The organism is Massilia soli (assembly GCF_016809835.1).
GTDB lineage: Bacteria > Pseudomonadota > Gammaproteobacteria > Burkholderiales > Burkholderiaceae_D > Telluria_A > Telluria_A soli.
The window spans coordinates 279,969-293,253 of sequence record NZ_JAFBIL020000003.1 but is presented as its reverse complement, the minus strand read 5'-3'; the positions used below and the strand labels follow the sequence as shown (position 1 = coordinate 293,253).

Genomic DNA, 13,285 nt, shown 5'->3' with positions numbered 1-13,285 from the left:
AGCCGGGCGGCCGAATTTTCGCTATTCTACCGGAACAGGATCCAAACTACGCCATAAATACCACGTAGCAACGGTCCGCCATGGCTCCCAATTGGCCGATACCTCGCGCGCATCGCTGCGGGATACTGGTTCGCCCGAGAAATAATTCTGGCTGATTCCCTGAATTAAACCGGGGTCGTCGAGCGGCAGGACATTTGGCCGGAGCAGATTAAATATCAAGAACATCTCCGCTGTCCAGCGCCCGATGCCGCGAATCTGGACCAGTTCGGCGATGACGGCCTCGTCTTCCATCTGGTCCCACTGGTTCGCGTGCACGCGCTTGGCCTTGAAATGGTCGGCCAGGTCGAGGATGTATTCGGTCTTGCGCTTGGACAGGCCGCAGGCGGACAGCTGCTCGGCGCCGGCCTTGATCACTTGCGCGGGGGTGATCTTCGGGCAAACGATCAGCAGCTTGTTCCACGCCGCGTCGGCCGCCTTGGCGGTGACCTGCTGGCCAACGACCGAGCGCGCCAGCGTGGTGAACGGATCGCCGTGGCCGACCAGGTGCAGGTCGCCAAACTGGGGAATCAGTTTCTTCATGATGCGGTCGCGCTTCATGAGCTCGGCTTTCGCCTCTTCCCAGTACGACGGCACCTCGAGAATCAGCGAGGTCGTGCCCGCCGTGTCCTTATGTAGCGCCATCATGCACGGCGCCAATTGGTGGTGCCGTCAGGCTTGTCTTCGAGGACGATGCCGGCCGCCAGCAAGTCAGCGCGGATCTTGTCGGACTCGGCAAAGTTGCGGGCCTTCTTGGCAGCGGCGCGCTGTTCGATCAGCGCGCCAATGGTGGCTTCGTCAAAGCCGCCCGCATCAAGCACGCCAGATTGCAGGAATTGCTGCGCGGTGCGGCCGAGCAGGCCGATGACGCCAGCGAGCGCCTTGAACTGGCGTGCGTGCACCGGCGACTTGGTCCGGTTGACTTCAGATGCCAGGTCGAACAGGGCTGCGACGGCGAGCGGGGTATTGAAATCGTCATCCATCGCATCGCGGAACCGCACCGCGTGCGCCTCGTTCCAGTCGACCGTGCATTCGCCCGAGCCGATGTCGACATCGGACAGCGCGGTGTACAGGCGGGTTAATGCCATGCGCGCGTCGTCGAGGTGGGCGTCGGAATAATTGAGCGGGCTGCGGTAATGCGCGCGCAGGATAAAGAAGCGCACCACTTCGGCATCGTACTTTTTCAGGACGTCGCGGATCGTAAAAAAGTTACCAAGCGACTTGGACATCTTCTCGTTATCGACGCGCACAAAGCCGTTATGGATCCAGTAATTGGTCATGGGCTGGCCGAACGCGCCTTCCGATTGGGCGATCTCGTTTTCATGGTGCGGGAACTGCAAATCGGCGCCGCCGCCATGAATGTCGAAATGCTGGCCGAGCGTCGCGCACGACATCGCCGAGCATTCGATATGCCAACCCGGACGGCCGCTGCCCCACTTCGACGGCCACTTTACTTCGTCCGGTTCGGATTCTTTCGACGACTTCCACAGCACGAAATCGAGCGGATCGCGCTTGCCTGTATTGACGTCGACGCGTTCGCCGGCGCGCAGGTCGTCGAGCGATTTGCCCGACAGCTTGCCGTAGCCAGGGAAATTGCGGACGGCGTAATTGACGTCGCCGTCCTCGCCCTGGTAGGCCAGGCCCTTTTGTTCGAGCAGTTCGATAATGCCGAGCATTTGCGGCACGTAGTCGGTCGCGTGCGGGATCACGCTTGGCGGCAGGATGCCGAGCGCGGTCGTGTCTTCGTCCATGAATTTTTCGAAGCGCGCTACCAGCTGGGTGATCGATTCGCCGTTTTCCACCGCGCGCTTGATGATCTTGTCGTCGATGTCGGTGACGTTGCGAACGTACTTGACGTCATAGCCGGACGCCTCGAGCCAGCGATAAATCACGTCGAACGCCATCATCATCCGCGCGTGCCCGATGTGGCAGTAATCATAGACCGTCATGCCGCATACGTACATGTTGACCTTACCGGCCTCGATCGGGATGAAAGTCTGCTTGTCACGCGCCAGCGTGTTATAGATCTTTAATTGGCTCATCGGACTTTGCTTTATCGTGCTGTTTGTCGAGAGTGCCAAGCGCCCGGGCAATAACGAAACCGGGCGCAGTCACCGCATGGGCGTGCGCCGGTCAAACGTGGCTTGCGTCGAGATCGTCGGTACCCTCTGTATTGTTCTTCTTGATAGAATGGGACGTTCTGCGCAAAGTATAGCATTGATAAAATACCGGCTGGCCCCAACCGCGGCAGGTTTATTTTTCTGCGAAAGGCTTGACAGCCCACATGCGCGGCTGCAGCCCGCCCCTCAACTGAAGGAAAACAAAATGCAAAAAACGCTGATGTTCCGTACGCCCCTGCTGTCGCGCCTTGCCATGTTTTGCGCCGGGATGACCCTCGCGGGCGCCGCACTGGCGGCAAGCGCGCCGCAGGTGTCGATCAAGACCACCATGGGCGAGATCGTGCTTGAACTGGACCAGGAAAAAGCGCCGAAATCGGTCGCCAACTTCCTCGGCTATGTGAAAAGCGGCTTCTATAAAGGCACCATCTTCCACCGTGTGATCGACGGCTTCATGATCCAGGGTGGGGGCTATGACACCAAGCTGCAGCCAAAGCGCACCAAGAACGCGATTCCGCTCGAATCGAAGAACGGCCTGTCGAACCTGACCTATACCGTGGCCATGGCGCGCGCCGACAACCCGAATTCGGCAACCTCGCAGTTCTTCATCAACGTGGCCGACAATACGCCGCTCGACTACCCGGGCGCTGACGGCAATGGTTACGCTGTGTTCGGCAAGGTCGTCAAAGGCCAGGAAGTGGTCGACAAGATCAAGGGCGTGCTGGTGGACGACAAGCCAGGCTTCGAGAACGTTCCGGTGATTCCGGTGGTTATTGAATCGGTCAAAGTCGTCAAAGCTGTAAAATAACGCCTCAGCGCATTCACCGAATAATAAATTTAACTGACAGGAAAAATATCATGGCCGTACTGATCAAGACCAACATGGGCAACATCACCGTCGAGCTCGACGCAGAAAAAGCACCGAAGTCGGTTGCCAACTTCCTCGACTACGCCAACAAGGGTCACTACAACAACACGATCTTCCACCGTGTCATCGGCAACTTCATGATCCAGGGCGGCGGTTTCGAGCCAGGCATGAAGCAAAAGCCAGCCGACCAGACCGTCGAGAACGAAGCCAAGAACGGCCTCAAGAACGACGCCTACACGCTGGCGATGGCCCGCACCTCGGACCCGCACTCGGCATCGGCGCAGTTCTTCATCAACGTCACCAACAATACCTTCCTCGACTATCCAGGCCAGGACGGCTGGGGCTACGCCGTCTTCGGCAAAGTTACCGAAGGCAAGGAAGTTGTCGACGCAATCAAGAAGGTCAAGACCGGCCGCAGCGGCATGTTTTCGGACGTGCCTGCTGAGCCAGTGATCATCGAAAGCGTCGAAGTCATCTAAATGACGCTCGGGCATTTGATTCGGGTATCGTCACGATGACAATGCCCCGCACGCTTGCGCTGTTTATCTCAGACCTGCACCTGCAGCCCTCGCACCCGCATAACGCCGAAGCATTCCAGCGCTTCCTGGCCGAGCGTGCGATGGGCTCGCAAGCCCTGTACCTGCTCGGCGACCTGTTCGAGTACTGGGCCGGCGACGACGACCTCGACGCCCCGTTTCACCAATCAATCATTCACGCCCTGCGCACCGTCAGCGATGCCGGCGTGGCGGTCTACTGGATCGCCGGTAACCGCGACTTCCTGGTCGGACAACAGTTTGCCCACGCTGCCGGCCTGACCCTGCTGGCCGAACCGCACGTGACCAACATCGGCGGCCAGCAGGTCACGCTCGTGCATGGCGACGCCGAATGCACGGCTGACATCAAATACATGGAATTCCGCGCCCAGGTGCGCCAGCCTACGTGGCAGCAGCAGTTCCTGGCGATGCCGCTGGCGCAGCGCAAGGCCATCATCGCCGGCCTGCGCGAAGGCAGCCGCGAAGCGCATGGCACCAAGTCATACGAGATCATGGACGTCACGCCCGACGCGGTGAGCGACCTGTTTACGCGGACCGGCAGCGACATCATCATCCACGGCCACACCCACCGCCCCGCCCTGCACCGGCAAGGCGCGCGCCGCCGCTACGTGCTGCCGGACTGGGAAGTGGACGCCGCTCCGCCGCGCGGCGGCTGGATATCGATCGACAATGACGGCGCAATCACGCGTCACGGACTGGACGGCAAACCCCTGGCTTAAGCGCGTTCAAGAACGCGTGCGATGATAACGATTATCATTTATCATTCTGGTTTCGTTACTTCATCAGCCAGGATTCGCCATGACCATGTTCCGTCTCAGCGCCATCGCCGCCCTCTTCGCGGCCAGCGCCAGTTCCGCCTTCGCGCAGCAAAACGAAGTCAACCTGTACTCGGCTCGCCACTATCAAACTGACGAAGCGCTGTACGCGAACTTCACCAAACAAACCGGCATCAAGATCAACCGCATCGAAGCGGGCGAAAACGAACTGCTTGAGCGCATCAAGACCGAAGGCGCCAACAGCCCTGCCGACATCTTCATCACCGTTGACGCGGCGCGCCTGGCAAAGGCCGACGAACTGCAGCTGTTCGCGCCATGGAAATCGAAAACCATCGAAGCGCGCGTGCCGGCACACCTTCGCACCGAAGACTGGATCGCGTTCTCGACGCGTGCGCGCGTCATCGTCTACAACAAGGCGAGCGTGAATCCGGCCGACGTGCAGAACTACGAAGACCTGGCCAACCCTAAGCTCAAGGGCAAAGTCTGCGTGCGTTCCGGCTCGCACCCGTACAACCTGTCGCTCGGCGCTGCGCTGGTCGAACACATCGGCGCAGAGAAAACCGAAGCCTGGGCCAAGGGCCTGGTCGCCAATTTCGCGCGCTCGCCAAAAGGCGGCGACACCGACCAGATCAAATCGGTCGCAGCTGGCGAATGCGGCGTCGCGCTGGCCAACAGCTACTACGTGGCGCGCATGATGCGCTCGGATAAGCCTGAAGATAAGAAGATCGTCGCGAACTTCGGCGTGGTGTGGCCGAACCAGAAGGCTCAAGGCGCGCATGTCAACGTCTCGGGCGGCGGCATTTTAAAGCACGCGCCGCACAAGGAAAACGCGATCAAGTTCCTGGAGTACCTGACATCGGACCAGGCCCAGGTCTACTTCGCCGACGGGAATAACGAGTGGCCGGTTGTCGCCAGCGTCAAGGTCAAGAACCCTGGCCTGGAAGCGATGGGCGCGTTCAAGGCTGACACGATCCACGTTGGCAAGCTGGCGAAAAACCAGGCAGCGGTGCAAAAGATGTTCGACCGCGCCGGCTGGAAGTAACACGTAGGGCGGATAAGCGAAAGCGCATCCGCGTGCGTGCGTCACGTTGACGCTGGCACGCGGATGTGCGGGGGCGCCGAGCCGTTGCTTATCCGCCCTACGTCCTTCTGCTACGCGCGATTTGCCACGACATCAAAATCAACGGCAGCACGCCAACGACCACAATCGCCAGCGCCGCGGTCGACGCCTCCGTCAAGCGCTCATCCGACGCCAAGGTGAACGCCTGCGTCGCCAGCGTATCGAAATTAAACGGCCTCATTACCAAGGTGGCTGGCAGTTCCTTCATCACATCCACAAACACCAGCAGCCCCGCCGTCAGCAGGCTGCCCCGCAGCAGTGGCAAATGAACCTTGCGCAGCGTGGCCGCGTGCCCAAAGCCGAGCGAGCGTGACGCATCATCCATCGTCGGCGTAATCTTGGCCAGGCTGGTTTCCACCGTCTGCAGCGACACCGCCAGGAAGCGCACCAGGTACGCGTACACCAGCGCCCCGATCCCGCCGGTCAGCAGCAATCCCGGCGCGTAGCCGGTCCATGCCTGCACCTGGCTCGAGAGCCATACGTCGAGCCGCGTCACCGGAATCAAGATCCCCACCGCGATCACCGAACCCGGCACCGCGTACCCCAGCCCGACAAACCGGTTGATTGCCTTCGGCAGCAGCGTACCGGTCAGGCGCGCGGCGTACGCCAGCAGCACCGCCACCACCACCGCCGCAAACGCCGTCACCGCCGCCAGCACGAAGCTGTTACGCGACAGCTGGATGAAGCGCTCGCCAAACTGCGCGTCGCCCTCAGACAGCGCCATATGCAGCAAGGTCCCGCCCGGGACCAGGAACCCGAGCATCAACGGCAGCAGGCACACAAGCACCGCTCCGAGCGCCTTCATGCCATGCAGGCGATACCCAGGCATCGGCCGGTTGCGCCCGGTGGTGTTATGAAAGCGTGCGCGCCCGCGCGACAGCCGTTCGAGGAACAGCACCAGCGCGACAAACCCGAGCAGCAGCGCCGCCAGCTGCGCCGCGGCGACCCGGTCGCCCAGCGAGAACCACGCGCGATAGATCCCGCTGGTGAAGGTCGGCACGCCGAAATAGGTGACCGCGCCAAAGTCGGCGAGCGTTTCCATCAGCGCCAGCGCGGCGCCGGCGGCAATCGCCGGCCGCGCCAGCGGCAGCGACACGCGAAAGAAGTTGGCCCACGGCCCAAGTCCGAGCGAGCGCCCTACTTCGAGCATGCCGCTGGCGCGCTCCAGGAACGCAGCGCGCGCCAGCAGGTACACGTACGGATACAGCACGAACACGAACACCACGCAGGCGCCGCCAACGGTGCGGATATCGGGGAACCAGTACTGGCCCGGGCTCAGGTCAAAGGTCTCGCGCAACCATGTCTGCACCGGGCCGACAAACTGCAGCAGGTCGGTGTAGGCGTAGGCCATGACGTACGCGGGCACCGCCAGCGGCAGCACCAGCGCCCACTCGAAGATGCGGCGGCCCGGGAAATCATGGATGCTGACCAGCCACGCAGTCGACACGCCCACGACGACGACACCAATGCCGACGCCGACGCACAGGATCAGGGTATTGAGGATGTAATCGGGAAGGACCGTGGACGCCAGGTGGCTCCACGTATCGCCGGCGCCTGCCAGCAGCAGGTTGGCGGTAACGCTCAGGATAGGCACCGCGATCAGCGCGGCAACCAGCATGGCGGCGACAACCAGCGCCGGGAAACCGCGCCGCATGTGACGCTTCATGTTGAAAAGCCGAGGTGTTTGCAAGGTCAATCCCGAAAATGAGAATTATAATTGATTACTCATCAACTTCGGACCAGCCATGCCCCTACTCGAACTAAAGGACATCTCGTACGCGCACGGCGCCCACGTGGTCGTCGACCGCCTGTCGTTCCAGCTGGAGCCGGGCGAGATCGGCTGCCTGCTGGGGCCGTCGGGCTGCGGCAAGACCACCGTGCTGCGCTGTATCGCGGGATTCGAACATGTCGGCGCGGGCGAGATTTTCCTGGCCGGCGGCCTGATTGGCAGCGCCACCCACCATGTGCCGGCCGAGCAGCGCCGCATCGGCATGGTGTTCCAGGACTACGCGCTGTTCCCGCACCTGAGCGTGGCGGCCAACATCGGCTTTGGCCTGCGCGATCTGGGCGCGGACGCCAGCAGTGCGCGCGTGGCGGAACTGCTTGAAACGGTCGGCCTGGCGGGGCAGGATCAAAAGTACCCGCATGAGCTCTCAGGCGGCCAGCAGCAGCGCGTGGCGCTGGCCCGTGCGCTGGCGCCGCGCCCGCGCTTGCTGCTGCTTGACGAGCCGTTCTCGAACCTCGATGTCGATCTGCGCGAGCGCCTGGCGATCGAGGTGCGCGACATTTTGAAGGCCGAAGGCACCACCGCCATCCTGGTCACGCACGACCAGCACGAGGCGTTTGCGCTTGCCGACCAGATTGGCGTGATGTACGAGGGCCGGATCCAACAGTGGGACGCGCCGTACGAGCTGTATCACTGGCCGGTGAACCGCTTCGTGGCGGACTTCGTGGGCCAGGGGGTGTTCCTGCCGGGGACCATTGTCGAGCCGGGGCAGATCCAGGTCGAACTCGGCGTGCTGCCGTCCGATACCGGCACTGCCGAAGTGGGCGCGATGGTGAAGGTACTGCTGCGCCCGGACGACGTGGTGCATGACGATGCAAGCGAACAGCAGGCCGAGGTGGTGGCCAAGGCGTTCCGCGGGGCCGAGTTTATGTACACACTCAAGCTGCCGAGCGGCGAACTGCTGCTGTCGCTGGTGCCGAGCCATCACAATCACGCGATTGGCGAGCAGATCGGCATTCGGCTCGATATTGATCACGTCGTCGCGTTTCCGGCTCCGCCGCTGGATTAAATTCAATCCGGCGGGTCAGCGTAAGCGCACCCGCCGATCTTCGCCCCCTTCGCTTCTGCGTTCAAAAATAAGTTGACAACGTTTTTCTTGGTGTTATAGTTCACTACAACACCACTTAATCACAACACCTCAGCACCGGAGGAATGATGGTTCACCAAACAAACCCACCAAGGAGAGTCGGCGATGACTATCGGCTGGAATGACAACACCCCCATTTACCGCCAGCTCAAGGAGCGGGTCGTCGGCATGATGCTCGACGGCGTTCTCAAAGCCGGCGACGCACTGCCCTCGGTACGACAGATCGCCGCGGAATACCAGCTCAACCCAATCACCGTTTCGAAGGCGTACCAGGAACTGGTGGACGATAACCTAGTAGAAAAAAGAAGGGGAATTGGCATGTACGTTACCGAAGGAGCTAGTGAAAAACTGCTGGCAAGCGAACGCGAACGCTTCCTGAGCGAAGAATGGCCGGCCATGGTTGAGCGCATCCGCCGCCTTGGCCTGAACCTCGAGCAACTGCTGCGCCCTGCGGCACCGGGAGGTTCGGCATGAACGCCGTGATTTCCGCACGCGGCATGACCAAGCGTTACGGCAAGCGGGTGGCGGTCGACAATATCGACTTCGACATCCCGGCCGGCCGCATCGTTGGCCTGATCGGCCCTAACGGCTCGGGCAAGACCACCACGCTGAAAGCGGCGCTGGGACTGGTGCCGTTTGAAGGCCAGTTGTCGGTACTCGGTTTCGACCCGCGCACCCAGCGCGATGAACTGATGCAGGACGTGTGTTTTATCGCCGACGTGGCAATCCTGCCGAAGTGGCTGCGTGTGAAGGAAGCGATCGACTTCGTCGAAGGCGTGCATCCGCGTTTCAACCGCGGAAAGGCAGAACGCTATATCGCCGCGACCAAGCTGACGCCGGACATGAAGGTCAAGGCGATGTCGAAGGGGATGATCGTCCAGCTGCACCTGGCGCTGGTGATGGCGATCGACGCCAAGCTGCTGGTGCTCGACGAGCCAACCCTTGGCCTCGACATCATGTACCGCAAGCAGTTCTACCAGAACCTGCTGGAAGACTACTTCGACGAGAACAAGACCATCGTCATCACGACTCACCAGGTCGAAGAAGTCGAGCACATCCTGACCGACCTGATGTTCATCCGCGAAGGCAAGATCGTGCTGGCGGCATCGATGGACGAAGTCGGCGAGCGCTATACCGAAGTGATGGTACCGGGCGACAAGCTCAATGCGGCCAACGCGCTGCAGCCGATCGACCAGCGCACGGTGTTCGGCAAGTCGGTGATGCTGTTTGACGGCGTACCGCGCCACCAGCTTGCCGCACTCGGTGAAACAAGAAACCCAAGCGTCGCGGACCTGTTCGTAGCGACGATGAAAGGAAGCTACGCATGAAAACGATGAAATGGCTGGTCCAGCGCGAGTTCTGGGAACATAAGGGCGCGATCTTCTGGGCGCCGATCGTGGTGGCAAGCGCGATTGTCTTGTTTATCGGCGGCTCGATCGTCTACGCGATCAGCATGGGCAAATTTGGCGGCACGATCACCATCAACGGCCGCGACGCGAACATGACGATGGCCTTCAACACCTTGGCGCCGCAGGACCAGGAAATGTTCGTCAACGCCATGACGACTGGTTACCTGGCCGCAGCGGCGCCGCTGTACATCATGCTCAGCGTGGTCATCTTCTTCTACTGCCTGAACGCGATGTTCGAAGAACGCCGCGACCGCAGCATCCTGTTCTGGAAGTCGCTGCCGGTGTCGGACCAGCAGACCGTGTTGTCCAAGGTTGCCACTGCCCTGCTGGTGGCGCCAGTGATCACCATCGCGGTTGCGACGTTCGCGTCAATTCTGATCCTGCTGATTACCTGTGCCATCATGGGTTTCAACGGGGTCAACATAGCCGGCGCGGTACTGACGTCGTCGCAGGTCTACCTTGGCCCACTGCAGATCCTTGGCCTGCTGCCAGTGTACGCGCTGTGGGCGCTGCCGACAGTCGGCTGGCTGCTGATGGTGTCGGCATGGGCGAAGTCGAAGGTGTTCCTGTGGGCGGTCGGTACGCCGGTCATCATGATCCTGATCGTCAAGTGGGCTGAACAGCTGGTTGGCTCGGAGATGAACGTCGACTGGTTCATTCAGAACGTCGTCGCCCGCGGCCTGCTTGGCCTGCTGCCTGGCGCATGGTTCGGCTTCGAACAGGTCCACCCGGCGCTGTTGACCAACGGCCGTGCGATGGACTTCGGCAACGTGTTTGCACAGTCGTGGATGACACTGGCAGCGCCTAGCGTCTGGGTTGGCGCAATTGCCGGCGGCCTGATGATCTTTGCCGCGATGCGCCTGCGCCGCTGGAAGGACGAAGGCTAAGGGTCAAAGTCCGGCGAGCCATGTGGCGGACATGATTCTCGGTTGCCGGCGTGAAAAGACAATCCACCGCCACCCGTCGTTCCCGCGCAAGCGGGAACCCATACCCAGTCCGTATTGGCCAAGACCACCAGCTCTCCTCTGGACGGCTGCAGTATAGGTTCCCGCCTTGGCGGGAACGACGTGCCTGCAAAAACGCCCCGCGCATTTCTGGCGGGGCGTTTTTTATTCGAACTGGCGTTTGAAGTTCTCGAACTGCGCCTTCAACTCGTCCACCTCGCTGCGCAAGGCGGCCACTTCCTGCTCAAGCTGCGCGGTGCGGCCGCCAGATGACGGCGCCGAGACCGCGCCGAATGCAGACTCCTCGCGCGCCAGCGCGGCTTCACCGCCCAGCAGCTGGCCGTAGCGCGGCTCCTTGGTGCCTGGCGCCAGCGCGAGGCGCGCGACGACCGGCGGGTATTTATCGATCAGGAACTGCAGCGCCGATTCGACCTCGGCAACCGATTTGAATTCGTGGATACGGCCGCTTCGGGTGCGGATTTCGCCGGCGGTCTGCGGACCGCGCAGCATCAGGATGGTCAGCACCGCCAGCTTGTCCTGCTCCAGCGTCCATTTGATGCGCATGCGGTGCTCGTACTTGGTCACACGGGCGCCGGCTTGCGTGATGCCGTTGACGTACTTGCGCTGCATGAGCCGTTGCAGCACTTCGGCCACGGTTTCATCGGACAGGTGCATCACCGGATCGCGGCTGGACAGCTGGTTGCAGCCGTTGGTCAGCGCGTTGAGCGACATTGGATAGTTATCGGGCGTGAGCGCTTCTTTTTCAGCCAGCACCGCGAGGACGCGGATCTCGAACGGATCCAGCTCGGCAGCGCTGTCGGCGCCGCCAGTTGATTCTTCAATAGTCATCGATGTCCTTATTCGACCAGTTTGTTCAACTCTGCCGAATCCAATTTATCACACTCGGGCATCTGTGGGCAGGCGATACCGGCCGCCTTCAGGGTCGCCATCATGCGCTCCATCAGGTCGTCCTGGCGTGCCGCGTGGTTAATCAGGCCGTGCAGGGCCTTGGAGAGCGGGTCGTCGCCATTTGGCGTGACGCCGTAGGCCGAGAACATGGTCGCGCTGCGCGCATCGGCGTCCTTGCGCACGATGTGCGCCGGGTTGCCGACGGCGGTGGCGCCGGGAGGCACCGGCTTGATAACGACGGCGTTCGATCCGACCTTGGCGTATTCGCCCACGGTGAACGAGCCGAGCACCTTGGCGCCTGCGCCAATGATCACGCCGCGTTCCAGCGTCGGATGGCGCTTGGTGCCACTGTTGAGCGAGGTGCCGCCCAGCGTGACGCCCTGGTAAATGGTGCAGTCGTCGCCGATGACGGCGGTCTCGCCGATCACCACGCCGAAGCCGTGGTCGATGAACACGCGGCGGCCGATGGTGGCGCCGGGGTGGATTTCAATGCCGGTGATGATGCGTGCGAGGTAGGAGGTAAAGCGGCCCAGCCACTTGAGGTTGGCGCGCCAGAAGGCGTGCGCCCAGCCGTGCATCATGATGGCCTGGAAACCCGGATAACAAGTGATCACTTCCCAAGCATTGCGTGCTGCGGGGTCACGTTCGATGATGCTCTTGATATCGTCGCGGAGCTTGGAAAACATAGGACTGGGATGGGAGGAAACAGTTGCGATACAGTCATGGTAGCGCATTCGCTCCATGCTTGCTTACGAGGGGTCAAGAATGGCTGGGGGGATTTTTCGTGCGGAGAAGCAAGGGCCGTCATTCCCGCGCAGGCCTCGGCGGCCCCGCGGCAACCTATGCCGGATCAGCGATGCCACCGTTAGCGGCATATCGTTAGTCCTATAGGTTCCCGCTTTCGCGGGAACGACGGTTGTGAATGCGGTGGTTAGCCCTCTTTGGCAATCCGCTGGCGGCGCGCTTCGTACAGGCAGACACCCGACGCCACCGACACGTTCAGGCTTTCGACCGAACCAAACATTGGAATGCTGATCAAGACGTCGCAGGTCTCGCGCGTCAGGCGGCGCATGCCCTCGCCTTCCGAGCCCATCACCAGCGCCGCAGGTCCGCTGAAATCCGCCTCGTACAAGCCCTTGTCCGCATCGTCGGACGTGCCGATCAGCAAGATGTCACGTTCCTTCAGCTCGCGCATGGTGCGTGCGAGGTTGGTCACGGTGATGTACGGCACGGTTTCGGCAGCGCCGCTGGCGACTTTGGCGGCGGTGGCGTTCAGGCCGACCGCGCGGTCCTTCGGTACGATGACAGCGTGCGCGCCGACGCCGTCGGCAACGCGCAGGCAGGCTCCCAGGTTGTGCGGGTCGGTAATGCCGTCGAGGATCAGCAGCAGCGGCGGGCCTTCGATGGCATCGAGCAGTTCGTCCAGGTTGCGCGCGAGGGCCAGCTGGCTGGCGAACGCGATCACGCCCTGGTGGCGGCGGGTTCCGACGATCTTGTCGAGGCGTGCCGAATCAACCGGCATCACGCGCACGCCGGCCGCCTTGGCGCCGGCGATCAGGTCGTGCATGCGGCGGTCATTACGCGTCGCATCGACAAAGATCTCTTCCACCGATGAAGCCTCATGACGCAAACGTGAGGTCACCGCATGGAACCCGAAAATCATTTTGTTTTTCATTTCT

General features: G+C 61.7%; 14 protein-coding genes. 8 read left to right on the top strand and 6 right to left on the bottom strand.

The window, feature by feature from the left end:
• Positions 1-21: 21 nt before the first annotated feature.
• Both I4X03_RS08870 and cysS read right to left on the bottom strand, forming a co-directional pair.
• Positions 22-681, bottom strand: coding sequence for a DNA-3-methyladenine glycosylase family protein (locus tag I4X03_RS08870; protein WP_223468110.1), 660 nt, complete (start codon positions 679-681; stop codon positions 22-24).
• Entirely contained in the window at positions 681-2,078 is a 1,398-nt protein-coding gene (gene cysS, locus I4X03_RS08865; protein ID WP_223467856.1) for a cysteine--tRNA ligase, read from the bottom strand. The genes I4X03_RS08870 and cysS overlap by 1 nt, the downstream gene beginning before the upstream one ends.
• 283 nt (positions 2,079-2,361) lie before the next feature.
• Here cysS and I4X03_RS08860 point away from each other — a divergent pair, with 283 nt between their 5' ends.
• From I4X03_RS08860 to I4X03_RS08845, 4 genes are all read left to right on the top strand, one after another.
• The gene (locus I4X03_RS08860) at positions 2,362-2,961 is read left to right on the top strand and encodes a peptidylprolyl isomerase (protein WP_370660498.1); all 600 of its coding nucleotides are present in this window, start codon (positions 2,362-2,364) and stop codon (positions 2,959-2,961) included.
• Positions 2,962-3,011: 50 nt separating this feature from the next.
• Complete coding sequence (locus I4X03_RS08855; RefSeq protein ID WP_223467855.1) at positions 3,012-3,500, top strand: peptidylprolyl isomerase; 489 nt, start codon at positions 3,012-3,014, stop codon at positions 3,498-3,500.
• Positions 3,501-3,535: 35 nt separating this feature from the next.
• Positions 3,536-4,294: a UDP-2,3-diacylglucosamine diphosphatase gene (locus I4X03_RS08850; protein WP_370660497.1), complete on the top strand. Its 759-nt coding sequence runs from the start codon at positions 3,536-3,538 to the stop codon at positions 4,292-4,294.
• Positions 4,295-4,373: 79 nt separating this feature from the next.
• Entirely contained in the window at positions 4,374-5,393 is a 1,020-nt protein-coding gene (locus tag I4X03_RS08845; protein WP_370660496.1) for a Fe(3+) ABC transporter substrate-binding protein, read from the top strand.
• 97 nt (positions 5,394-5,490) lie between these two features.
• On the opposite strand, the gene I4X03_RS08840 is transcribed toward I4X03_RS08845, so the two are convergent.
• Positions 5,491-7,137: an ABC transporter permease gene (locus I4X03_RS08840; protein WP_223467853.1), complete on the bottom strand. Its 1,647-nt coding sequence runs from the start codon at positions 7,135-7,137 to the stop codon at positions 5,491-5,493.
• A 79-nt stretch (positions 7,138-7,216) separates the two neighbouring features.
• Between I4X03_RS08840 and I4X03_RS08835 the strand changes: the two genes are divergently transcribed.
• The 4 genes from I4X03_RS08835 (at position 7,217) to I4X03_RS08820 (ending at position 10,640) form a co-directional block, all read left to right on the top strand.
• Complete coding sequence (locus tag I4X03_RS08835; protein WP_223467852.1) at positions 7,217-8,266, top strand: ABC transporter ATP-binding protein; 1,050 nt, start codon at positions 7,217-7,219, stop codon at positions 8,264-8,266.
• 183 nt (positions 8,267-8,449) lie between these two features.
• Complete coding sequence (locus tag I4X03_RS08830) at positions 8,450-8,818, top strand: GntR family transcriptional regulator (protein ID WP_223467851.1); 369 nt, start codon at positions 8,450-8,452, stop codon at positions 8,816-8,818.
• Positions 8,815-9,672, top strand: coding sequence for an ABC transporter ATP-binding protein (locus I4X03_RS08825; RefSeq protein WP_223467850.1), 858 nt, complete (start codon positions 8,815-8,817; stop codon positions 9,670-9,672). Before I4X03_RS08830 ends, I4X03_RS08825 begins: the two co-directional genes overlap by 4 nt.
• A complete protein-coding gene (locus I4X03_RS08820) occupies positions 9,669-10,640 on the top strand; it encodes a hypothetical protein (protein ID WP_223467849.1) in 972 nt (323 codons plus the stop codon). Before I4X03_RS08825 ends, I4X03_RS08820 begins: the two co-directional genes overlap by 4 nt.
• A 222-nt stretch (positions 10,641-10,862) precedes the next feature.
• Here the strand turns inward: I4X03_RS08820 and I4X03_RS08815 are convergent, their stop codons facing one another.
• The 3 genes from I4X03_RS08815 to rlmB form a co-directional block, all read right to left on the bottom strand.
• The gene (locus I4X03_RS08815) at positions 10,863-11,546 is read right to left on the bottom strand and encodes a YceH family protein (RefSeq protein ID WP_223467848.1); all 684 of its coding nucleotides are present in this window, start codon (positions 11,544-11,546) and stop codon (positions 10,863-10,865) included.
• An 8-nt stretch (positions 11,547-11,554) separates the two neighbouring features.
• On the bottom strand, positions 11,555-12,340 hold the full coding sequence (cysE, locus tag I4X03_RS08810; RefSeq protein ID WP_223467847.1) for a serine O-acetyltransferase: 786 nt from the start codon (positions 12,338-12,340) through the stop codon (positions 11,555-11,557).
• Positions 12,341-12,537: 197 nt separating this feature from the next.
• The gene (gene rlmB / locus I4X03_RS08805) at positions 12,538-13,281 is read right to left on the bottom strand and encodes a 23S rRNA (guanosine(2251)-2'-O)-methyltransferase RlmB (protein WP_223467846.1); all 744 of its coding nucleotides are present in this window, start codon (positions 13,279-13,281) and stop codon (positions 12,538-12,540) included.
• Positions 13,282-13,285 lie beyond the last annotated feature (4 nt).

What these genes read in the sequence shown, in the direction of transcription:
- I4X03_RS08870 (WP_223468110.1), bottom strand. Translation starts at nt 681, where the DNA reads ATGGCGCTACATAAGGACACGGCGGGCACGACCTCGCTGATTCTCGAG.
- cysS (WP_223467856.1), bottom strand. Translation starts at nt 2,078, where the DNA reads ATGAGCCAATTAAAGATCTATAACACGCTGGCGCGTGACAAGCAGACT.
- I4X03_RS08860 (WP_370660498.1), top strand. Translation starts at nt 2,362, where the DNA reads ATGCAAAAAACGCTGATGTTCCGTACGCCCCTGCTGTCGCGCCTTGCC.
- I4X03_RS08855 (WP_223467855.1), top strand. Translation starts at nt 3,012, where the DNA reads ATGGCCGTACTGATCAAGACCAACATGGGCAACATCACCGTCGAGCTC.
- I4X03_RS08850 (WP_370660497.1), top strand. Translation starts at nt 3,536, where the DNA reads ATGACAATGCCCCGCACGCTTGCGCTGTTTATCTCAGACCTGCACCTG.
- I4X03_RS08845 (WP_370660496.1), top strand. Translation starts at nt 4,374, where the DNA reads ATGACCATGTTCCGTCTCAGCGCCATCGCCGCCCTCTTCGCGGCCAGC.
- I4X03_RS08840 (WP_223467853.1), bottom strand. Translation starts at nt 7,137, where the DNA reads ATGAAGCGTCACATGCGGCGCGGTTTCCCGGCGCTGGTTGTCGCCGCC.
- I4X03_RS08835 (WP_223467852.1), top strand. Translation starts at nt 7,217, where the DNA reads ATGCCCCTACTCGAACTAAAGGACATCTCGTACGCGCACGGCGCCCAC.
- I4X03_RS08830 (WP_223467851.1), top strand. Translation starts at nt 8,450, where the DNA reads ATGACTATCGGCTGGAATGACAACACCCCCATTTACCGCCAGCTCAAG.
- I4X03_RS08825 (WP_223467850.1), top strand. Translation starts at nt 8,815, where the DNA reads ATGAACGCCGTGATTTCCGCACGCGGCATGACCAAGCGTTACGGCAAG.
- I4X03_RS08820 (WP_223467849.1), top strand. Translation starts at nt 9,669, where the DNA reads ATGAAAACGATGAAATGGCTGGTCCAGCGCGAGTTCTGGGAACATAAG.
- I4X03_RS08815 (WP_223467848.1), bottom strand. Translation starts at nt 11,546, where the DNA reads ATGACTATTGAAGAATCAACTGGCGGCGCCGACAGCGCTGCCGAGCTG.
- cysE (WP_223467847.1), bottom strand. Translation starts at nt 12,340, where the DNA reads ATGCGCTACCATGACTGTATCGCAACTGTTTCCTCCCATCCCAGTCCT.
- rlmB (WP_223467846.1), bottom strand. Translation starts at nt 13,281, where the DNA reads ATGAAAAACAAAATGATTTTCGGGTTCCATGCGGTGACCTCACGTTTG.